The sequence below is a fragment of the Pseudomonas sp. RW409 genome (genome assembly GCF_003184125.1).
In the GTDB taxonomy this organism is placed as follows: domain Bacteria; phylum Pseudomonadota; class Gammaproteobacteria; order Pseudomonadales; family Pseudomonadaceae; genus Aquipseudomonas; species Aquipseudomonas chlororaphis_I.
The window spans coordinates 117,695-140,548 of record NZ_QHHP01000007.1 but is presented as its reverse complement, the minus strand read 5'-3'; the positions used below and the strand labels follow the sequence as shown (position 1 = coordinate 140,548).

The window sequence follows — 22,854 nt, the reverse complement described above, 5'->3', positions numbered from 1 at the left end:
CCAGGCGAGGACTAAGTCGGAATCTCGCCCACCTAGTTCGCAGCCTCGCGTTGCTCGGCAGCGGCTACAGGGGTTGTGGTGCTCTGTAACCCTGTAGGAGCGAGGCTTGCCCGCGATGAACGATAACGCGGTGCAGCAGGTTAACCGTGGCGTGCCTATCGCGGGCAAGCCTCGCTCCTACGGGATATTGGGTGTTTTCAGGGCTGGGCGGTGCGCCAGGTTTCGTTGCAGGAGGCGCGCAGGGTCTCGCGGAACCATTTGTGCGCCGGGTCCTTGTCGTAGCGCGGGTGCCAGGCCTGGGTCAGCACCAGGGTCGGCAGGGGAATCGGCAAGGCGAAGGAACGCAGGTGCAGGCCCAGGCGCGACACGCTGAGCAGGGTTTCCTTGGGCACCGGCAGGATCAGGTCGGAATCCGGCAGCATGAACATCGCGGCATGGAAGCTCGGCGCGATCAGCGGCACCCGGCGCTCCAGCCCCAGGTCGCCGAGCGCCGCGTCGATCGGCCCACGGGCGATGCCGCGCCGGGACATGCTGATGTGCGGGAAGGCGGCAAAACGCTCGGCGGTGATCTCCTCGTCGAGCAACGGATGATGCTCGCGTACCAGGCCGACGAAGGTGGTGGAGAACAGGTTCTGCACCTTCACTTCCGGGGTCAGCGGCCGGGTATTGCTGATTCGCAGGTCGATCCGTCCTTCGCGCAGGGCCTCGTCGTCGCCATCGCCTTCGGGGACGAAACGCAGTTCGCAATGGGGCGCCTGGCGCTCCAGGGTGTCGATCAGGCGGCCGCCATAGACGCCGACGAAGAAGTCGTTGGCGCGCACGTTGAAGCGCCGGCGCAGGGTGCTGAGGTCGACCTGATCGCCGGAGCGGAACACCAGCGCCGCCTGCTCCACCAGGTCGCGCACCTGGCCGCGCAGTTCCAGGGCCTTGGGTGTGGGCACCAGGCCACGGCCGGCGCGCACCAGGATCGGGTCGCCCAGCGCCTCGCGGATCCGCGTGAGGGTCCGGCTCATGGCCGCCGGGCTGAGGTTCATGCGCCGCGCCGCGCCGACCACGCTGCCCTCGTCGAGCAGGGCGTCGAGGGCGACCAGAAGGTTCATGTCCGGGAGTTGCATGCTGAGCACTCGTGGCTGATCGGGAATGAGTCAGGCGCAATGCTAGCAGGGTCATTTCAGTCAGGGACACCACTCTGTAGCCGCTGCCGCAGGCTGCGATCGAGGACGAAGTCCTCGCCAGATCGGCGCATGCGGTGTGCCAGGCAGAATGAGCCGTCAGGTTTTGCGGCCCCTGCGGGGCCGATCGCAGCCTCGCGGGCTCGGCAGCGGCTACAGGATCGTGGAGGGCAGTTCAGTCAGGGACACCACTCTGTGTAGCCGCTGCCGCAGGCTGCGATCGAGGACGAAGTCCTCGCCAGACCGGCGCATGCGGTGTACCAGGCAGAATGAGCCGTCAGGTTTTGCGGCCCCTGCGGGGCCGATCGCAGCCTCGCGGGCTCGGCAGCGGCTACGGGATCGTGGAGGGCAATTCAACCATGGACACCACTCTGTGTAGCCGCTGCCGCAGGCTGCGATCGAGGACGAAGTCCTCGCCAGACCGGCGCATGCGGTGTGCCAGGCAGAAGGCGCTGTCAGGTTTTGCGCCGGCTGCGCCGTCGATCGCAGCCTCGCGGGCTCGGCAGCGGCTACGGGATCGTGGGGGGTCGTTCAACCATGGACACCGCTCTGTGTAGCCGCTGCCGCAGGCTGCGATCGAGGACGAAGTCCTCGCCAGACCGGCGCATTCGGTGTGCCAGGCAGAATGAGCCGTCAGGTTTTGCGGCCCCTGCGGGGCCGATCGCAGCCTCGCGGGCTCGGCAGCGGCTACGGGTGCTACGGGTGCTACGGGTTCAGCGTTGCATGCCCCAGCGTTTTACGGTGACTCGCTCCAGGGTGTCGAACACCAGGTTTTCCACCAGCAGGCCGATCAGGATCACCACCGCCAGGCCGGCGAAGACTTTGTCGGTGTACAGCTCGTTGCGGTTCTGGAAGATGTACCAGCCCAGGCCGCCCTTGCCGCTGGTGGCGCCGAACACCAGTTCGGCGGCGATCAGGGTGCGCCAGGCGAAGGCCCAGCCGATTTTCAGGCCGGCGAGGATCGACGGCAGCGCCGCCGGGATCAGGATGAACAGTACGAAGCGCATGCCCTTGAGCCCGTAGTTGCGCCCGGCCATGCGCAGGGTTTCGGAAACCCCGAGAAAGCCGGCGTAGGTGTTCAGGGCCAGGGCCCAGAGCACCGAATGCACCAGCACGAAGATCAGGCTGTTCTCCCCCAGGCCGAACCACAGCAGGGCCAGCGGCAGCAGGGCGATGGCCGGCAACGGGTTGAACATCGAGGTCAGGGTGCTCAGCAGGTCGCGGCCCACCTGGGTCGACACCGCCAGGGTGGTCAGGGCAAAGGCCAGGACGATGCCGATCAGGTAGCCCTTGAGCAGCACGACCAGGGAGATGCCGACCTTGCCCAACAGCTCGCCGCTGAGCAGGCCGTCGTACAGCGCGCTGGCGGTCTGCAAAAAGCTCGGCAGCAGCAGGTCGTTGTTCTGGTAACGGGCCACGGCCTCCCAGAGCAAAGCCAGCACGATCAGAATCAGGCTCTTGCGCAGCCAGCCTTGCTGCCACAGACGCTGGCCCAGCGGCAATTCACGCTCCAGCGGCACCGCCAGCAAGGGTTCGAGGGCAACTTCGTATTCCTGGCGAACAGGTGATGAATGGCTCATCGGGCGTTCCTCTTAAAGGCTCAATAAGCGATACGGATATCGGTGAAATCCAGCTCGCGCTCGGTTTCCGGCGACTGGCCTTCGTCGAACAGCAGCCGGTGGATGCGCCGCGCCGTCTGCTGGAACGCCACGCCGCCGAGGCTTTGCAGGTCGTACTGATGGCTGTGGATTTCCGCCCGCACCCGCCCCGGATGGGGCGACAGCAGCAGGATGCGATTGCCCACCACCAGCGCTTCCTCGATGGAGTGGGTAACGAACAACAGGGTGAAGCGCACCTCTTCCCAGAGCAGCAGCAATTCCTCCTGCATCTTGCGCCGGGTCAGGGCGTCGAGGGCGGCGAAGGGTTCGTCCATCAGCAGGATCTTCGGCTGCATCGCCAGGGCCCGGGCGATGGCCACCCGCGCCTTCATGCCACCGGATAGGGTGTGCGGGTAGGCGTCGGCAAACGCCGCCAGGCCGACCTTGTCCAGGTAGTGCAGCGCGCGCTCCTCGGCCTCGCGGCGGTTGAGGCTGTTCGACGCCAGCAACGGGAACATCACGTTCTGTTTGACGGTTTTCCACGGCGGCAGTTGGTCGAACTCCTGGAACACCACGATCCGGTCCGGCCCCGGCTGGCTGACCCGCTGTCCTTGCAGGCGAATCTCGCCCTCGCAGGGCTGGATGAAGCCGGCGACTGCCTTGAGCAGGGTCGACTTGCCGCAGCCCGAGGGCCCGAGCAGGACGAAGCGGTCGGCGGGATCGATTGCGAAACTGACCTGGTGGGTGGCCCGCACCACGCGCTGCGGGGTGCGGTATTCCAGGCTGACCTGGTCGACCGCCAGCAGCGCCTGCGCTGCCGCGGTCGGGTTGCTGGCCGTGTGGCCTTGCAAGGGGGCGTTCATGGCGATCAGCTCCCTTGCAGCGGCGTGGTGTCCTGGAAGAAGTAGTCCTTCCACGATTGCGGCTTGTTCTTGATCGCACCCACGCGGTAGAGGAATTCAGCCAGCGGGTAGGTGTTTTTCGGGGTGACGGTGAACTCGAACTGCGGGTTGTCGATGATCTTCAGCAAGGCCTCGCGGTCGATCTTGGCCTTGGTCACGCGGATGTAGGTATCCGCCGCCGCGCCCTTGTCCTTCTGGGCGAAGTCGGCGGCCTCGGCCAGCGCCTCGACGAAGGCCTTGTAGGTTTTCGGGTTCTCGGTACGGAATTTCTCGGTGGCGAACAGCACGGTCGGCGAGTTCGGGCCCAGCAGGTCGTAGGTGTTGAGCACCACGTGCACATTCGGGTTGGCCAGCGCCTGGTCCTGGAACGGCGGGTTGGAGAAGTGCCCGGTCAGCTCGGTGCCGCCGGCGATCAGCGCCGCCGTGGCGTCCGGGTGTGGAACGGCGATGGTGTACTTGTCCAGGCGATTGAATTCCTTGTCGCCCCACTGCTTGGCCGCCGCGTACTGCAGGAACCGCGACTGCACGGAAACCCCCACCGCCGGCACCGCGATACGGTCCTTCTCGGTGAAGTCGGCGATGGTCTTGACCTTGGGATTGTTGCTCACCAGGTAGTAAGGGAAGTTACCCAGCGACGCCACGGCCTTGACGTTCTGCTTGCCGTGGGTGCGGTCCCAGATGGTCAGCAGCGGGCCAACGCCGGCCCCGGCGATGTCGATGGAGCCGGAGAGCAAGGCGTCGTTGACCGCCGCGCCGCCGGACAGCTGGGTCCAGTCAACCTTGATGTCGATGCCCTCTTCCTTGCCGTGCTTCTCGATCAGGTTCTGGTCGCGCACCACGTTGAGCAGCAGATAGACGATGCCGAACTGTTCGGCGATGCGGATCTCGCCTTCGGCATGGGCCGCCGTCGGCGCGATCAGGCCTGCGGCCAGCAGGCTGAAGCCCAGGCCGATGGCGGCCGCCAGTTTGCCCAGGCGCGGGAGGCGTTGAGTAGGTTGGGACATGGTGTTTCTCCTGCCGTGGGTGGCCGATCAGTAAGGGGCGTCGCCCTGGATGGTGGTGCGGTACAGCTTGCGGCGCAGGTGGCTGGGGCAGCCGGCGGCCAGGTGGATCAGCGAGCGGTTGTCCCAGAACACCAGGTCATGGGGCTGCCATTGGTGGCGGTAGATGTTTTCCGGCAGCACGCTGTGGGCGTACAGCTCGGCCAGCAGCTGGCGGCTTTCGTCTTCCGGCAGGCCGACGATACGGGTGGTGAAGCCTTCGCTGACGAACAGCGCCTTGCGACCGTTTTCCGGGTGGGTGCGCACGACCGGGTGCACCACTTCCTGGACCTGGGCCAGTTGCTCCGGGGTCAGGGTCGGGCGCCAGTTGCCCTCGAACTTGGTCTCGCTGTAGCGCGCGGTGTAGGAGTGGGCGGCGCAGCGGCCCTCGACCGCCTTACGCAGCGCTGCGGGCAGGCTGTCCCAGGCTTTGTGCATGTCGGCGAACAGCGTGTCGCCGCCCTCGGACGGCAGCTCCTGGGCGTGCAGCATCGAGCCCAGGCTCGGCAGTTCCTTGTAGGAGAGATCGGAATGCCAGAACTTGCCGGCGTCCCCCAGGCCGATGGACTGGCCGTTCTCGATGATGTTGGAAACGATGAGGATTTCCGGGTGCCCGGCCAGCAGGAACTGCTTGAGCACGTGGATCTGCAGCACACCGAAACGGCGGCTGAAGGCGATCTGTTGTTCGGGGCTGATGCGCTGGTCGCGGAACACCACGACGTGATGATCCAGGTGCGCGCGGTGGATACGGGCGAAATCCTGGTCGTTGACCGGCTGGGCCAGGTCAAGGCCGACGATCTCGGCACCGACGGCACCGCTGAACAGGCGGATATCAAAAGCTTGTGCGGCGATGGGCGCGGCACTTGGAGACAGTACGGACATAAATCACTCCCACGCAGAGCACGCCCGGTGGCGCGCGCGTCGATCAGAAACTCACGGAGGTCCCGTGTGGGTTCATTTCGTGCGGCGCGCCGATTGGTCGGCAGGTACGCAGGGAGTCGACTTTATAGATATAAGAACTTAACTTTAAATACCGTTAGTGAATAACGATATGGCGATTCAGGCGGAGAAATAGTGGGGACCAAAAGGACGCTATCGCGAGCAAGCTCGCTCCTACAGGTGCATGAGTGCCCTTGTAGGAGCGAGCTTGCTCGCGAAAAGATTCAAAGATCTACGGGCAATCCCTGCCCTACGACTCTCGGGCTACGGCCTCAACGCTCGTGCAGCGCCTCGGCGCGAGCGCGGATGATCGGCTTGAGCAGGTAGCTGAGCACGCTTTTCTTGCCGGTGATGATGTCCACCGAGGCGACCATGCCGGGGATGATCAGCAACGGCTTCTCATCGGTGCCCAGGTGGCTGCGGTCGGTGCGCAGCTTGATCACGTAGTAGGTGGTCTTCTTGTCTTCGTCGGTGATGGTGTCGGCGCCGATCTGTTCCAGCTTGGCCTTCAGGCCGCCGTAGATGGTGTAGTCATAGGCGGTGAACTTGACCACGGCTTCCTGCCCCGGGTGCAGGAAGGCGATGTCCTGCGGGCGGATCTTCGCTTCCACCAGCAGGGTGTCGTCCAGCGGCACGATCTCCACCATGTCGCTGCCCGGCTGGATCACCCCGCCGATGGTGTTGACCATCAGTTGCTTGACGATACCGCGCACCGGCGAGGTGACCAGGGTCCGGCTGACCCGGTCTTCCAGGGCCTTGCCGGTGGCGCTGGCCTTGTTCAGTTCGGTGCGCGCCTCGTTGAGTTGGGTCAGGGCTTCGCTGCGGAATTTGCCGCGGGTTTCGTCGATCTTGCGCTGGACTTCCTTGATCGCCGACTCGGCACGGGGGATCGCCAGGGTGGTGGCGTCCAGTTGCCCGCGGGTCTCGACTTCGGCGCGCTTGAGCCGCAGCACTTCCACCGGCGACACAGCACCCTGGGCCACCAATGGCTCGGACATGGCGATTTCCTGGCGTTGCAGGCCCAGTTGCTGGCGGTACTGCGCCTGCTTGGAGGTGAACTCGCGCAGTTCCTGCTGCTTCTGGATCAGTTGTTCCTGCAGGCCGCCAACTTCGTCGTGCAACTGCTGGCGGCGGCTTTCATACAGGGACTTCTCGCTGGCGGCCTGGCCGGGCGCGGCCTCCAGGGCATCGGCCGGGAAGTTCAGCTCGCGGTTGTCGATCTCCGCGCTCAGGCGCTCGACCCGCAACAGCATCGACAGCCGGTCGGCCTCGGTCTCGCCGACGTTGGACTTGAAGCGCGTGTCGTCCAGGCGGATCAGCGGCGCGCCGGCCTCGACGATCTGCCCTTCCTTGACGAACAGTTCGGAGACGATACCGCCTTCCAGGTTCTGGATTTTCTGCACCTTGGACGACGGAATCGCCTTGCCCTCACCCTTGGTCACTTCGTCGATCACCGCGAAGTTGGCCCACAGCAGCAGGAACAGGAAGAAACCGATGATGCCCCAGATGGTCAGGCGGATAACCCGCGGCGCATCTTCGATCAGCGCCTTGTTGACCTCGGGCAGGGGTTGGTCGTGTAGCGATTCGGTGCCTTTGAAGTAGCGCAGGATGGAGTCCTTCAAACCCGACTTAAGCAACACTGATCTGCCCCTTCTTCAACGCTTCCATCACGACCGCTTTCGGTCCATCGGCGAGGATCTGCCCGCGGTCGATCACCAGCAGGCGATCCACCAGCGACAGCAGCGAGGCACGGTGGGTGACCAGCACTACGGTCTTGGCTTCCACCACGGCTTGCAGGCGTTGTTTCAAGCGTTCTTCACCGGTGTTGTCCATGGCGCTGGTCGGTTCGTCGAGCAGCAGGATGGGTGGGTTGAGCAACAGGGCCCGGGCCAGGGCGACGTTCTGCCGCTGGCCGCCGGAGAGGTTCTGCCCGCGCTCGCCGACCTGCAGTTCATAGCCCTGCGGGTGCAGCCGGGCGAACTCATGAACGCCGGCCAGTTCGGCGGCCTGCAGCACCAGTTCGTCTTCGACATAACGGGCGCCGGAGGTCAGGTTGTCGCGCAGGGTGCCGGCCAGCAGCTGGATGTCCTGGGCCACATAACCGATGTTGTGGCGCAATTCGCTGACGTCGATCTGCCGGATGTCCACGCCGTCCACCAGCAAGGCGCCGGAGTCCGGGGTATACAGGCCCACCAGCAGCTTGGCCAGGGAGCTCTTGCCCGAGCCGCTGCGGCCGATGATGCCGATCTTCTCGCCCGGCTTGATCACCAGGTTGATGTTCTTCAGCGCCGGGTTCTGCTGCCCCGGGTAGGTGAAATTCAGCTGCCGGCATTCGATGGCGCCCTGCAGCACGTTGCGGCTCAGGGGGCGCTCGTCGAAGTTACGCTCCTGGGGCAGCTCCATCATCTGGTCGACCGAGGTCATGGTCACCCGCGCCTGCTGGTAGCGGGTCAGCAGGCCGGACAACGAGGCCAGCGGGCTGAGGGCGCGACCGCTGAGCATGTAGCAGGCGATCAGCCCGCCCATGCTGAGGTTGCCGTCGATGATCTGGTACACGCCGAAGACGATCATGATCACCCCGGCCAGTTGCTGGATCAGCAGGGTGATGTTCATCGCCAGGCTGGAGAGCATCTTCACCCGCAGCTCGAGGCGGCCCAGGGTGCCGATGGTCTGCTCCCACTGGTACTGGCGTTCGCTTTCGGCGTTGTTGACCTTCACCGCATCCAGCCCGGCCAGGGTCTCGATCAGGCTCGACTGGCGCTCGGCGCCCAGGGCCATGGTTTTTTCCATGGTGGCGATCAGCGGTTTCTGCAGCGCGTAGCCGATGCCCAGGGCGATCGGGAAGGCCAGCACCGGGATCCACACCAGGTGCCCGCCGAGGATGGCGATCACCAGGAAGATCAGCAGGGTGAACGGCAGGTCGATCAGGCTGGTGAGCGTCAGCGAGGCGAGGAAGTCGCGCAGGCTCTGGAACTCGTGGATGTTCTGGGCAAAGCTGCCGACCCGCGCCGGCCGGTACTTCATGGCCATGCCGACGATGCGCTCGAACAGCGTGGCCGAGATGATCAGGTCGGTCTTCTTGCCGGCCAGGTCCAGGCACAGGCTGCGCAGGCTCTTGAGGATCAGGTCGAACAGGTAGGCGCCGGTGATGCCGATGGCCAGCACCCACAGGGTGGCGGCGGCCTGGTTCGGGACCACGCGGTCGTAGACGTTCATCACGAACAGCGGCGCGGCCATGGCGATGACGTTGATCAGCAGGCTGGCGGCGATGGCATCGGCGTACAACCAGCGCGAACGCTTCAAGGTGTCGCGGAACCAGGAGCGGGCGCGGGGAATCAGCGAGCCATGGTTGACGTCGAACTTGTGTTGCGGCTGGGCGAAGAACACTTGCCCGCTGTAATCGTCGGCCAGCATCTGGCGACTGACGCTGACCTCGCCGCCATCGCTCTCACTGAGCAGCAGGCGGGCCTTGTCTTCGCCCAGCCAGCCGAGCAGGACAGCGCTGCGGCCGTCCTTGAGCAAGAGCATGGCTGGCATGGCGATGGCAGGAATCTGCTCCAGCTTGCGCCGCAGCAGGCGCCCCTGCAGGCCGGCGCGAGCGGCGGCGCGCGGCAGCAGCTCGGCGCTCAGGCGCTGGGACGGCAACGGCAGGCCAGTGGTCAGCATCGCCGCGCTGGCCGGCTTCTGGTGCAGAGAGCACAGGGTTAGCAGGGCATCCAGCAGCGGGTCGTCATGCATGCCGCGTGGATCATGGCTAAGTTGCACTCGACTGACTTCTGATTCCACGCTCGGCACTCTTTAACTGTCTATTTGGATGAAATGTACTCAATTCATCCCAGGCAGTTGGACCTTGGGCTTCACATCGTTCTGCACGACTGAAGCCATGGGTGCGACCACTCCCTGGCTCTTGAGCAATTCGCCCATGGTCGCCTTGATTCGATATTGAGTAAATAACTGAATGTTCTTGATTTCCGCCAACCGACGCGAGGCGGTGAACAGTTCATTCTCGCTATCGAGCAAGTCGAGCAAGGTGCGCTCGCCCAGACTGAATTGCTTCTGATACGCCTCACGCACGCTGGCGCTGCGATCGACATATTGCTGGGCGATCGGCACTTGCGCATTGGCGTTGTTCAAGGCGTTCCACGCCAAGCCTAGCTCCTCATTCAGAACTCGCAGGGCGTTGTTACGAATATCCAGCGCCTGGTTGGACTGATAGGCCTTGGACTCCAGGTCGGCCTTGTTGCTGCCGCCGGCGAACAGGTTGAAGCGCATGCGCAGCATGGCCTGCCATTCGTTGTTGTGGCCGTCGATGCCGTCCAGGTTGTTGTCGGCGGTACGCCCAAGCTCGGCATCGAAGCGCGGGTAGAAGGTCGACTTGGCGGCTTCGTACTGCTTCTCGGCGGCAACGATGTCGGACTCGGCCGAACGCAGGATCGGGCTGTTTTCCAGCATCTGGTGCCGGGCTTCGTCGAGGGTGGCCGGCAGCAGGGCCATGAAGCCGACCGGGCGCTCCAGCTGGTCCGGCATCTGGCCGACGGCGCTGAGGTAGTTGGTCTGGGCATCGGCCAGGTTGGTCTGTTCGGTGATCAGGTTGTTGCGCGCCTGGGCCATGCGCGCTTCCGCCTGGTCGAGGTCGGCGCGGCTGCCGACGCCACGCTGGGTGCGCAGCTGGATCTGATCGTAGATGCGCTCGTGATTGCGCATGTTGTCTTCGGCCAGGCGCACGAACTCGCGCCGGGTCAGCACATCCAGGTACACCTGGGCCACGGTCAGCGCGGTGCGCTCGGAAGTGCCCAGCAATGAGTACGCCCGGGAATTGACGGTGGCTTGTTGACGCCCGACCTCACTGGAGGTGGCAAAACCGTCAAAAACCATTTGTTGGAGACGTAAACTTGACTCGCTGCGGTTCAGCGTCTCCCAGTGATTGCTCGATCCTGCACGAGTGGTCGGGCTGTCGGTGCCTTCACGACCATAACCGCCCAGCAAATCGACCCGCGGCAAATAGCCGCCCTTGGCTGCTTTTAGCTGGTAATCGGCTGCCAGGCGGCTGTTCACCGCGGCCTGGATTTCCGGATGGACATCCAGTGCTTTCTGCATGGCTTCAGGCAGGGTTTGTGCTTGGACAAAACTGGCGGCAAGCAAGAAGGGTAAGGCTTTGAACAACTGCGGACGCATAGAGGAGGTTCCCAGGACTTCTTGTCCCAAATCACAGCAAAACGAGGTGCTGCATCGGATGATGGCAACCGGAATGACCGTATATCGGAAAGTTCAAACCATGAACTGGATCACACACTTTTAGACAGGTCGCCGCATGAATATCAATGTGACATTACCTTGACGATTGTTTAGGATGACACTCAGAAGGTCAATAGTTTGGCATATGGTTAATAGCAAAAAAATATAGCCAATTTATTGACAAGCATTCGCGTCAAAATCACGTGTTTCTACACTCTGAAGAACGTCCAGACTGCGTCGGCGTATGCCTGTCAGGAACATGGAAGTCTACTGAACGGTACCCCCCGGAGAATCCTCAATGAGCAGTGTTGTTGCTACCGTCAAAAGCATTGTTGGCCAAGTTTTCGTCGTATCCCCTGAAGGGGTTCGCCGCGTACTCGTTGAGGGTGATCGCCTGTATGTAGGCGACCAGGTCGATACCGGCCTGTCGGGCGCCGTCAGCCTGGAGCTGGCCGATGGCCGGACCCTGGACCTGGGCCGTGAGACGCAATGGAGCGGCAGCGCTCCAGACTCCAGCACCGACCTGGCCGAGGCCGCCGAGCAGGCTGCGCCGTCCGTCGCTGAGCTGCAGCAGGCAATCGTCGCCGGCGCGGACCCGACCACCGAGCTGGAAGCCACCGCGGCCGGCCCGACCGCCGCGGGTACCGGCGGCGCTGCTGGTGGCGGCCACAGCTTCGTGATGCTCGACGCCACCGCGGGCCGGGTCGACCCGACCATCGGCTTCCCGACTGCGGGCCTCGGTGCGGCGGGCACCGCAGCGCAAAACACCACCGGCGCGCTGACCACCAATGACAACAGCGCCACCAGCGAGATCCTGCGCGACTCGACCCTGACCCTGAGCGCAACCCCCTCCATTACCGAGGCCGGCGGCGTACTGGTGTACACCGCCACGCTGACCCAGGCACCGTTGACCGGCCTGACCATCACCTTGTCCAACGGCTCGGTGATCGTGATTCCGGCCGGGCAACTGACCGGCACCGTCAACGTTCCGCTGGCACCGAACGACACCGTCTACAACGACCCGAAACAGATCAGCGTGGGCGTCACCGGCACCACCGGCGGCGGTGGCCTGGTCGTGACCGTCGATCCGACGCCAGCCATCACCCAGGTCACGGACACCGTGGACACCACCACCGTGACCCTGACCGCGGGCTCCAGCGTGACCGAGGGTGGCCAGATCACCTATACCGCGACCCTGACCAACCCGGCGCAGACCCCGGTCACCGTGACCTTGTCCAACGGTTCGACCATCACCATCGACGCCGGACAGACCGTCGGCACCGTGGTAGTCGATACCCCACCGAACGATGTCTACAACAATGGCAGCACCGTCAGCACCAGCATTACCGGCGCCAGCGGCGGCAACTTCGAGAACCTGGTACCGAACCCGACACCGGCGGTGACCACCATCACCGACTCGCCGGACACCACCGGCCTGACCCTGACCGCCAACGGTACCGTCGTCGAAGGTGGCCAGATCACCTACACCGCGACCCTGACCAATCCGGCGCAGACACCGGTCACCGTGACCCTGTCAAATGGCTCGATCATCACCATCGACGCCGGCCGGACCGTCGGCACCGTCGTGGTCGATACCCCGGCCAACGACGTCTACAACAACGGCAGCACGGTCAGCACCAGCATTACCGGCACCACCGGCGGCAACTTCGAGAACCTGGTGCCAAACACCACGCCGGCGGTGACCACCATCACCGACTCGCCGGACGCCACCGGCCTGACCCTGTCGGCCACCGGTACGGTCGTCGAAGGTGGCCAGATCACCTACACCGCGACCCTGACCAACCCGGCGCAGACCCCGGTCACCGTGACCCTGTCCAACGGTTCGACCATCACCATCGACGCCGGTAAAACCACCGGCACCGTGGTAGTCGATACCCCGGCCAACGACGTCTACAACAACGGCAGCACCGTCAGCACCAGCATTACCGGGGCCAACGGCGGCAACTTCGAGAACCTGGTACCGAGCACCACGCCGGCACAAACCACCGTGACCGACTCGGTGGACAACACCGGCCTGAGCCTGACCGCCACCGGCAGCGTTGTGGAAGGCGGCCAGATCACCTACACCGCGACCCTGACCAACCCGGCGCAGACCCCGGTTACCGTGACCCTGTCCAACGGCTCGACCATCGTGATCGAGGCCGGCAAAACCGTCGGCACCGTGGTGGTCGATACCCCGGCCAATGACGTTTACAACAACGGCAGCACAGTCAGCACCAGCATTACCGGCGCCAGCGGCGGCAACTTCGAACAACTGACACCCGACACCACGCCGGCGCAGACCACCATCACCGACTCCGTGGACGACACCGGCCTGAGCCTGTCGGCCAGCGGCTCGGTCGCCGAAGGCGGCTCGATCGTCTACACCGCCACCCTGACCAACCCGGCCGGCACGCCGGTCACCGTGACCCTGAGCAACGGAGCGGTGATCACCATCGCCGCCGGCGCGACCACCGGTTCGGTGAGCGTTGCAGCGCCTGCCGACGACGTCTACAAGGACGCCGGCAAGGTCGAAGCGACCATCCAGGACGCCACTGGCGGCAACTTCGAGAATCTGGTTCCGAGCACCACGCCGGCAGTGACGGACATCACCGACACCATCGATACGTCGACTGTTTCGCTGACCGCGACTCCGTCTGTGGCTGAAGGCGGCACCGTGGTGTACACCGCGTCCGTAACCGCTCCAGTGACTGGCTCGCCGGTTGTGGTGACCCTGTCCAATGGCCAGACCATCACCATTCCGGTGGGTGAATCGTCCGGCACCGTCAATATCACGGCACCTAACGATGCCCTCGCAGGCGGCAGCTCCCTGAGCGCGACCATCACCGGTGCAACGGGCGGTAACTACGAGAAGCTGGACGTCGACGGCAAGCCTGCCGAGACCTCGGTTACCGATACTCCGGACACCACCAACCTGAGCCTCAGTGCGACCGATACTGTCGCTGAAGGCGGCTCGATCGTTTACACCGCGACACTGACCAATGCTGCGGGCACGCCAGTGACCGTGACTCTGTCGAACGGTGCAGTGATCACTATCGCTGCGGGCGCCACCACGGGCTCCGTGACTGTCGCCGCCCCGGCTGACGATGTGTACAAGGACGCAGGCAAAGTCGAAGTCAGCATCAAAGAGACCGCTGGCGGTAATTTCGAGAACCTCGTTCCGAGCACTACCCCAGCCGTTACTGACGTGACCGACACCATCGATACCAGCACTGTTTCGCTGACGGCCACTCCGTCTGTGGCTGAAGGTGGCGTTGTCGTTTACACCGCCTCCGTAACGGCTCCGGTCACTGGTTCGCCTGTCGTGGTCACTCTGTCGAATGGCCAGACCATCACCATTCCGGTGGGTGAGTCCTCCGGCACTGTGAACTTCACGGCACCAAACGACGCGCTGGCTGGCGGCAGCTCTTTGAGCACCACTATCACCGGCGCAACTGGCGGTAACTATGAAAAACTCGATGTCGACAGTAAGCCTGCTGACACCTCGGTTACCGATACCCCTGACACCACCGATCTGACGCTCAGCGCGACCGACACTGTCGCTGAAGGCGGCTCGATTGTTTACACCGCCACCCTGACCAACGCCGCTGGCACGCCGGTAACCGTAACCCTGTCGAACGGTGCGGTGATCACTATCGCTGCCGGTGCCACAACAGGTTCCGTGACTGTCGCCGCCCCGGCTGACGATGTGTACAAGGACGCCGGCAAAGTCGAAGTCAGCATCAAAGAGACCGCTGGCGGTAATTTCGAGAACCTGGTGCCAAGCACTACCCCAGCCGTTACCGACGTCACCGATACCATCGACACCTCGACTGTTTCGCTGACCGCTACTCCGTCTGTGGCCGAAGGCGGTACTGTGGTTTACACCGCGTCCGTGACCGCTCCAGTGACCGATTCTCCGGTTGTAGTGACCCTGTCCAACGGCCAGACCATCACTATTCCAGTGGGCGAGTCCTCTGGCACAGTGAACTTCACTGCGCCGAATGACGCTCTGGCAGGCGGCAGCTCCCTGAGCACCGCCATTACCGGTGCAACCGGCGGCAACTACGAGAAGCTGGATGTCGACGGCAAGCCTGCCGAGACCTCGGTTACTGATACGCCAGATACCACCACCCTTAGCCTGACTGCGACCGACACCGTCGCTGAAGGTGGATCGATCGTTTACACCGCGACCCTGACCAATGCCGCTGGTACGCCAGTGACCGTAACCCTGTCGAACGGTGCGATCATCACCATCGCAGCGGGCGCTACTACTGGTTCTGTCACCGTCGCTGCCCCAGCTGACGATGTGTACAAAGACGCTGGCAAGGTTGAAGTCAGCATCAAAGAGACCGCTGGCGGTAATTTCGAGAACCTGGTTCCGAGCACCACACCAGCCGTGACTGATGTCACTGACACCATCGATACGTCGACCGTCAGCCTGACCGCGACGCCTAGCGTTGCTGAAGGTGGCGTTGTCGTTTACACCGCTTCCGTAACGGCTCCGGTCACTGGTTCGCCTGTCGTTGTCACTCTGTCCAACGGCCAGACCATCACCATTCCGGTCGGTGAGTCCTCTGGCACCGTGAACTTCACTGCGCCGAACGATGCATTGGCAGGCGGCAGCTCGCTGAGCGCCACCATTACCGGTGCAACTGGCGGTAACTATGAAAAACTCGATGTGGATAGCAAACCAGCTGACACCTCGGTTACCGATACTCCGGATACCACCAATCTGAGCCTGACAGCGACTGACACTGTTGCCGAGGGTGGGTCCATTGTTTACACCGCGACCCTGACCAATGCCGCTGGTACGCCGGTGACCGTAACCCTGTCGAACGGCGCGATCATCACCATCGCAGCAGGCGCTACTACTGGTTCTGTCACCGTCGCCGCCCCTGCGGATGACGTTTACAAAGATGCCGGTAAAGTCGAAGTCAGCATCAAAGAAACTACTGGCGGTAACTTCGAGAACCTCGTTCCGAGCACTACACCTGCTGTGACTGATGTCACCGACACTATCGACACCAGCACCGTTTCGCTGACTGCTACTCCGTCCGTGGCCGAAGGCGGCACCGTGGTTTACACCGCGTCCGTGACTGCGCCAGTGACTGGCTCGCCTGTAGTCGTAACCCTGTCCAACGGTCAGACCATCACCATCCCGGTAGGTGAATCCTCCGGCACTGTGAACTTCACGGCACCAAACGATGCTCTCGCGGGCGGCAGTTCTCTGAGCACCACCATCACTGGCGCCACCGGCGGTAATTACGAGAAGCTGGACGTCGACGGCAAGCCTGCCGAGACCTCGGTGACCGATACTCCGGACACCACCAATCTGAGCCTGACAGCGACTGACACTGTGGCCGAGGGTGGGTCCATTGTTTACACCGCGACCCTGACCAACGCAGCGGGCACTCCGGTGACCGTAACCCTGAGCAACGGTGCAGTGATCACTATCGCCGCCGGTGCTACTACCGGCTCCGTGACCGTCGCCGCCCCTGCGGACGACGTTTACAAAGACGCTGGCAAGGTTGAAGTCAGCATCAAAGAGACTACTGGCGGCAACTTCGAGAACCTCGTTCCGAGCACTACCCCAGCTGTGACTGACGTCACCGATACCATCGATACCTCGACTGTTTCGCTGACCGCCACTCCGTCTGTAGCTGAAGGTGGCATTGTCGTTTACACCGCGTCGGTGACCGCTCCAGTGACCGGTTCACCGGTGGTCGTCACCCTGTCCAACGGCCAGACCATCACCATTCCGGTGGGCGAGTCGTCGGGCACCGTAAACTTCACCGCGCCAAACGATGCCCTGGCCGGCGGTAGCTCCCTGAGCACCACCATCACCGGCGCTACCGGTGGCAACTACGAGAAGCTGGATGTTGATAGCAAACCGGCTGATACCTCGGTCACCGATACGCCAGATACCACCACCGTTAGCCTGACAGCGACTGACACTGTCGCTGAAGGCGGTTCGATCGTTTATACGGCCACCTTGACCAACGCCGCCGGTACGCCAGTCACCGTGACTCTGTCGAACGGTGCGGTAATCACCATCGCAGCCGGTGCGACCACAGGCTCTGTGACCGTCGCGGCTCCAGCCGATGACGTCTACAAAGATGCCGGTAAAGTCGAAGTCAGCATCAAGGATGCTGCAGGCGGTAACTTCGAAAACCTGGTACCAAGCACTACCCCAGCTGTGACTGATGTCACTGACACCATCGATACCTCGACCGTCAGCCTGACCGCGACTCCATCCGTGGCAGAAGGCGGCGTTGTCGTTTACACCGCGTCCGTGACCGCTCCAGTGACCGGTTCGCCGGTGGTGGTCACCCTGTCCAACGGCCAGACCATCACCATTCCGGTGGGCGAGTCGTCGGGCACCGTGAACTTCACCGCGCCAAACGACGCCCTGGCGGGCGGTAGCTCCCTGAGCACTACCATCACTGGCGCGACTGGCGGTAACTACGAAAAACTCGATGTCGACAGCAAGCCGGCCGACACCTCGGTGACCGATACCCCGGACACCACCAATCTGACCTTGAGCGCCACCGAAACCGTGGCTGAAGGTGGTTCGATCGTTTATACCGCGACCCTGACCAATGCGGCCGGAACGCCTGTGACGGTCACCTTGAGCAACGGCGCGGTGATCAACATCGCCGCTGGCGCAACCACGGGCTCCGTGACCGTGGCCGCACCGGCCGATGACGTTTACAAGGACGCGGGCAAGGTCGAAGCGACCATCAAGGACGCTACCGGCGGCAACTTTGAAAACCTGGTGCCAAGCACCACGCCTGCCGTCACCGATGTGACCGATACCATCGACACCTCGACCGTCAGCCTGACCGCAACCGCGACCGTCGCCGAAGGCGAAACCGTGGTCTACACCGCATCGGTCACTGCTCCAGTGACCGGCTCGCCAGTGGTCGTAACGCTGTCGAACGGCCAGACCATTACCATCCCGGTAGGTGAAAGCAGCGGGTCGGTGAACTTCGTTGCCCCGAACAGCCCGCTGGCCGGCGGCAGTTCCTTGAGCACCACCATCACCGGTGCGACTGGCGGTAACTACGAAAAACTCGATGTCGACAGCAAGCCTGCCGACACCTCGGTTACTGACACACCAGATACCACTACGCTCAGCCTGACAGCGACCGACACCGTCGCCGAGGGTGGTTCGATCGTTTACACCGCGACCCTCACCAACGCCGCGGGCACGCCAGTGACCGTGACTCTGAGCAATGGCGCGATCATCACCATCGCAGCTGGTGCGACCACAGGCTCCGTCACTGTCGCGGCGCCAGCTGATGATGTGTACAAGGACGCTGGCAAGGTCGAAGCGACTATCCAGGACGCCACCGGCGGCAACTTCGAGAATCTGGTGCCAAGCACCACGCCGGCCGTTACCGATGTGACTGACACCATCGACACTTCGACTGTCAGCCTGACGGCAACTCCGTCCGTGGCTGAAGGCGGCACCGTGGTCTACACCGCGTCCGTGACAGCTCCGGTCACCGGCTCGCCAGTCGTGGTCACCTTGTCCAACGGCCAGACCATTACCATCCCGGTGGGCGAGTCTTCCGGTACTGTGAATTTCACGGCTCCGAACGATGCATTGGCAGGCGGTAGCTCTCTGAGCACCACCATCACCGGTGCGACTGGCGGCAATTACGAAAAACTCGACGTTGACAGCAAACCAGCTGAAACCTCGGTTACCGATACCCCGGACACCACCAACCTGACGCTCAGCGCGACCGATACCGTTGCCGAAGGCGGTTCGATCGTTTACACCGCGACCCTGACCAATGCCGCTGGCACTCCGGTAACCGTTACCCTGTCGAACGGCGCAGTGATCACCATTGCTGCCGGTGCAACCACAGGCTCCGTCACCGTCGCCGCTCCAGCTGATGATGTGTACAAGGATGCCGGCAAGGTTGAAGTCAGCATCAAAGACGCCGTAGGCGGGAACTTCGAGAGCCTGGTGCCGAACACCACGCCGGCCGTCACCGACGTGACCGACACCATCGACACCTCAACCGTCAGCCTGACCGCCACTCCTAGCGTCGCTGAAGGTGGCGTGGTGGTGTACACCGCCTCGGTCACCGCTCCAGTCACCGGCTCGCCGGTCGTGGTCACCCTGTCGAATGGCCAGACCATCACCATCCCAGTCGGCGCCAGCAGCGGTACCGTGAATTTCGTAGCGCCTAACGACGCCCTGGCGGGCGGCAGTTCCTTGAGCACCACCATCAAGGAAGCTACCGGCGGTAATTACGAGAAGCTCGACGTTGATAGCAAACCGGCTGAAACCTCGGTTACCGACACCCCGGACACTACTACTCTGAGCCTGACGGCGACTGACACTGTCACCGAAGGTGGCTCGATCGTTTACACCGCCACCCTGACCAATGCGGCCGGCACGCCTGTAACCGTGACTCTGTCGAACGGTGCAGTGATTACCATCGCAGCAGGCGCTACCACAGGTTCCGTGACTGTCGCCGCCCCGGCTGACGATGTGTACAAGGACGCTGGCAAAGTCGAAGTCAGCATCAAAGAGACTGCTGGCGGTAATTTCGAGAATCTGGTGCCGAGCACCACGCCAGCGGTCACCGATGTCACTGACACCATCGATACGTCGACCGTCAGCCTGACCGCGACGCCTAGCGTTGCTGAAGGTGGCGTTGTCGTTTACACCGCTTCCGTAACGGCTCCAGTGACTGGCTCGCCGGTTGTGGTGACCCTGTCCAACGGCCAGACCATCACCATTCCGGTCGGTGAGTCTTCCGGCACCGTGAACTTCACCGCACCAAACGACGCCCTGGCTGGCGGTAGCTCTTTGAGCACCACCATTACCGGCGCAACGGGCGGCAACTACGAAAAACTCGATGTCGACAGCAAACCTGCCGAGACCTCGGTTACTGATACGCCAGACACCACTAACCTGACGCTCAGCGCGACAGACACCGTGGCTGAAGGCGGTTCGATCGTTTACACCGCCACCCTCACCAACGCGGCCGGCACTCCGGTAACCGTGACATTGTCGAATGGCGCGGTGATTACCATCGCCGCGGGCGCAACCACAGGCTCCGTGACCGTGGCCGCCCCTGCCGATGACGTCTACAAAGACGCTGGCAAGGTTGAAGTCAGCATCAAGGACGCCGCTGGCGGCAACTTTGAAAACCTGGTGCCGAGCACTGCTCCAGCCGTTACTGACGTCACTGACACCATCGATACCTCGACTGTCAGCCTGACCGCTACTCCTAGCGTCGCCGAAGGCGGCACCGTGGTTTACACCGCGTCCGTCACCGCTCCGGTCACCGGTTCGCCGGTTGTCGTCACCCTGTCGAATGGCCAGACCATTACCATTCCAGTCGGTGCCAGCAGCGGCACTGTGAACTTCGTCGCCCCTAACGATGCCCTAACGGGCGGTAGCTCCTTGAGCACCACCATCAAGGAAGCCACCGGTGGTAACTACGAGAAACTCGACGTTGATAGCAAACCTGCTGAAACCTCGGTTACCGATACCCCAGATACCACCACTCTGAGCCTGGCGGCGACCGAAACCGTGGCCGAAGGCGGTTCGATCGTTTACACCGCGACCCTGACCAACGCCGCTGGTACGCCAGTCACCGTGACCCTGTCGAATGGCGCAGTGATCACCATTGCTGCCGGTGCAACCACAGGTTCCGTCACCGTCGCTGCTCCAGCTGACGATGTGTACAAGGACGCTGGCAAAGTTGAAGTCAGCATCAAGGACGCCGTAGGCGGCAACTTTGAAAACCTGGTGCCGAACACCACGCCGGCTGTCACCGACGTGACCGACACCATCGACACCTCGACCGTCAGCCTGACTGCAACGCCGTCCGTGGCTGAAGGTGGCGTTGTCGTTTACACCGCCTCCGTGACTGCGCCAGTGACTGGCTCGCCAGTAGTCGTAACCCTGTCCAACGGACAAACCATCACCATCCCGGTCGGCGAATCTTCCGGCACTGTGAACTTCACGGCACCCAACGATGCGCTGGCCGGCGGTAGCTCCCTGAGCACCACCATTACCGGTGCAACCGGCGGTAACTACGAGAAGCTGGACGTCGACGGCAAGCCTGCCGAGACCTCGGTGACCGATACTCCGGACACCACCAATCTGACCCTCAGCGCGACTGACACCGTGGCTGAAGGCGGTTCGATCGTTTACACCGCCACCCTGACCAATGCGGCCGGCACGCCTGTAACCGTGACTCTGTCGAACGGTGCAGTGATTACCATCGCTGCTGGCGCGACCACTGGCTCTGTCACCGTCGCCGCTCCTGCTGACGATGTATACAAGGATGCCGGCAAGGTCGAGGCGACCATCAAGGACGCCACCGGTGGCAACTTTGAAAATCTGGTACCAAGCACCACCCCAGCGGTCACCGATGTTACTGACACCATCGACACCAGCACCGTTTCGCTGACGGCAACGCCGTCCATGGCTGAAGGCGGTGTCGTTGTTTACACCGCGTCCGTGACTGCTCCAGTCACTGGTTCGCCGGTAGTGGTCACTTTGTCCAACGGCCAAACCATCACCATCCCGGTTGGCGAATCGTCCGGTACCGTGAATTTCACTGCGCCGAACGATGCCCTGGCCGGCGGTAGCTCCCTGAGCACCACCATCACCGGCGCGACTGGCGGCAACTACGAGAAGCTCGACGTCGACAGCAAGCCTGCTGACACCTCGGTGACCGATACGCCAGACACCACCAACCTGACCCTCAGCGCGACTGACACTGTCGCTGAAGGTGGTTCTATTGTTTACACCGCGACACTGACCAACGCCGCCGGCACTCCGGTGACCGTAACCCTGAGCAACGGTGCAGTGATCACCATCGCCGCCGGCGCCACTACCGGCTCCGTGACCGTCGCCGCCCCTGCGGACGACGTTTACAAAGACGCTGGCAAGGTTGAAGTCAGCATCAAAGAGACTACCGGCGGCAACTTCGAGAACCTGGTACCGAGCACCACCCCAGCCGTTACTGACGTCACCGACACTATCGATACCTCGACCGTCAGCCTGACCGCGACACCGTCCGTGGCTGAAGGCGGTACCGTGGTTTACACCGCCTCCGTCACTGCACCAGTCACTGGCTCGCCAGTCGTTGTCACTCTGTCCAATGGCCAGACCATCACCATCCCGGTCGGCGCCAGCAGCGGCACTGTGAACTTCGTAGCGCCTAACGATGCCTTGGCGGGCGGCAGCTCTCTGAGCACCACCATCAAGGGCGCCACCGGCGGCAACTACGAGAAGCTGGCAATCGACAGCAAGCCAGCTGATACCTCGGTCACCGATACTCCGGATACCACGACCCTCAGCCTGACTGCGACCGACACCGTCGCCGAAGGCGGCTCGATCGTTTACACCGCGACCCTGACCAACGCCGCGGGCACTCCGGTGACCGTGACCCTGAGCAACGGCGCAGTGATCACCATCGCCGCCGGCGCTACCACTGGCACCGTAACCGTGGCCGCTCCTGCCGACGACGTCTACAAAGACGCCGGCACCGTGCAAGCCACGATCCAGACCGCCACTGGCGGCAACTTCGAGAACCTGGTGCCGAGTACCACTCCAGCGGTCACCAACGTCACCGACACCATCGACACCAGCACCGTTTCGCTGACGGCAACACCGTCCGTGGCCGAAGGTGGCGTCGTGGTCTACACCGCATCGGTCACCGCTCCGGTCACCGGCTCACCAGTCGTTGTCACTCTGTCCAATGGCCAGACCATCACCATCCCGGTCGGCGCCAGCAGTGGCACCGTGAACTTCGTGGCCCCTAACGATGCCTTGGCCGGCGGCAGCTCCCTGAGCACCACCATCAAGGACGCCACCGGCGGCAACTACGAGAAGCTGGCAATCGACAGCAAACCAGCCGACACCTCGGTGACCGATACGCCGGACACCACCAACCTGACCCTCAGCGCCACCAACACCATGGCCGAG

Annotated in this window: 9 protein-coding genes; 1 reads left to right on the top strand and 8 read right to left on the bottom strand. The window is 63.1% G+C overall.

The genetic code is table 11. The annotated features are described in order from the left end of the window. Positions 1-197 precede the first annotated feature (197 nt). From DK261_RS07850 to DK261_RS07815, 8 genes are all read right to left on the bottom strand, one after another. Complete coding sequence (locus DK261_RS07850) at positions 198-1,115, bottom strand: LysR family transcriptional regulator (RefSeq protein ID WP_038583194.1); 918 nt, start codon at positions 1,113-1,115, stop codon at positions 198-200. A gap of 770 nt (positions 1,116-1,885) precedes the next feature. Further along, a complete protein-coding gene (locus tag DK261_RS07845; protein WP_025808568.1) occupies positions 1,886-2,752 on the bottom strand; it encodes an ABC transporter permease in 867 nt (288 codons plus the stop codon). Positions 2,753-2,772: 20 nt separating this feature from the next. Beyond that, positions 2,773-3,633, bottom strand: a complete 861-nt coding sequence (locus DK261_RS07840) for an ABC transporter ATP-binding protein (protein WP_009046330.1) — start codon at positions 3,631-3,633, stop codon at positions 2,773-2,775. A gap of 5 nt (positions 3,634-3,638) precedes the next feature. Continuing rightward, positions 3,639-4,676, bottom strand: a complete 1,038-nt coding sequence (locus DK261_RS07835; RefSeq protein WP_110175529.1) for an ABC transporter substrate-binding protein — start codon at positions 4,674-4,676, stop codon at positions 3,639-3,641. A gap of 27 nt (positions 4,677-4,703) precedes the next feature. After that, entirely contained in the window at positions 4,704-5,594 is an 891-nt protein-coding gene (locus DK261_RS07830; protein WP_110175528.1) for a TauD/TfdA family dioxygenase, read from the bottom strand. A 329-nt stretch (positions 5,595-5,923) separates the two neighbouring features. After that, positions 5,924-7,291, bottom strand: coding sequence for an HlyD family type I secretion periplasmic adaptor subunit (locus tag DK261_RS07825; protein ID WP_023969889.1), 1,368 nt, complete (start codon positions 7,289-7,291; stop codon positions 5,924-5,926). Beyond that, positions 7,281-9,437: a type I secretion system permease/ATPase gene (locus DK261_RS07820; protein ID WP_009046326.1), complete on the bottom strand. Its 2,157-nt coding sequence runs from the start codon at positions 9,435-9,437 to the stop codon at positions 7,281-7,283. Before DK261_RS07820 ends, DK261_RS07825 begins: the two co-directional genes overlap by 11 nt. A gap of 39 nt (positions 9,438-9,476) precedes the next feature. Further along, on the bottom strand, positions 9,477-10,826 hold the full coding sequence (locus tag DK261_RS07815) for a TolC family outer membrane protein (RefSeq protein WP_009046325.1): 1,350 nt from the start codon (positions 10,824-10,826) through the stop codon (positions 9,477-9,479). A gap of 358 nt (positions 10,827-11,184) precedes the next feature. Here DK261_RS07815 and DK261_RS07810 point away from each other — a divergent pair. Further along, on the top strand, positions 11,185-22,854 hold an 11,670-nt coding region (locus DK261_RS07810; protein WP_110175576.1), incomplete at its 3' end, for a retention module-containing protein.

Excerpts from the sequence above, each read along its gene's own strand:
- DK261_RS07835 (WP_110175529.1), bottom strand. The coding sequence starts at position 4,676 with ATGTCCCAACCTACTCAACGCCTCCCGCGCCTGGGCAAACTGGCGGCC.
- DK261_RS07850 (WP_038583194.1), bottom strand. The coding sequence starts at position 1,115 with ATGCAACTCCCGGACATGAACCTTCTGGTCGCCCTCGACGCCCTGCTC.
- DK261_RS07845 (WP_025808568.1), bottom strand. The coding sequence starts at position 2,752 with ATGAGCCATTCATCACCTGTTCGCCAGGAATACGAAGTTGCCCTCGAA.
- DK261_RS07840 (WP_009046330.1), bottom strand. The coding sequence starts at position 3,633 with ATGAACGCCCCCTTGCAAGGCCACACGGCCAGCAACCCGACCGCGGCA.
- DK261_RS07830 (WP_110175528.1), bottom strand. The coding sequence starts at position 5,594 with ATGTCCGTACTGTCTCCAAGTGCCGCGCCCATCGCCGCACAAGCTTTT.
- DK261_RS07815 (WP_009046325.1), bottom strand. The coding sequence starts at position 10,826 with ATGCGTCCGCAGTTGTTCAAAGCCTTACCCTTCTTGCTTGCCGCCAGT.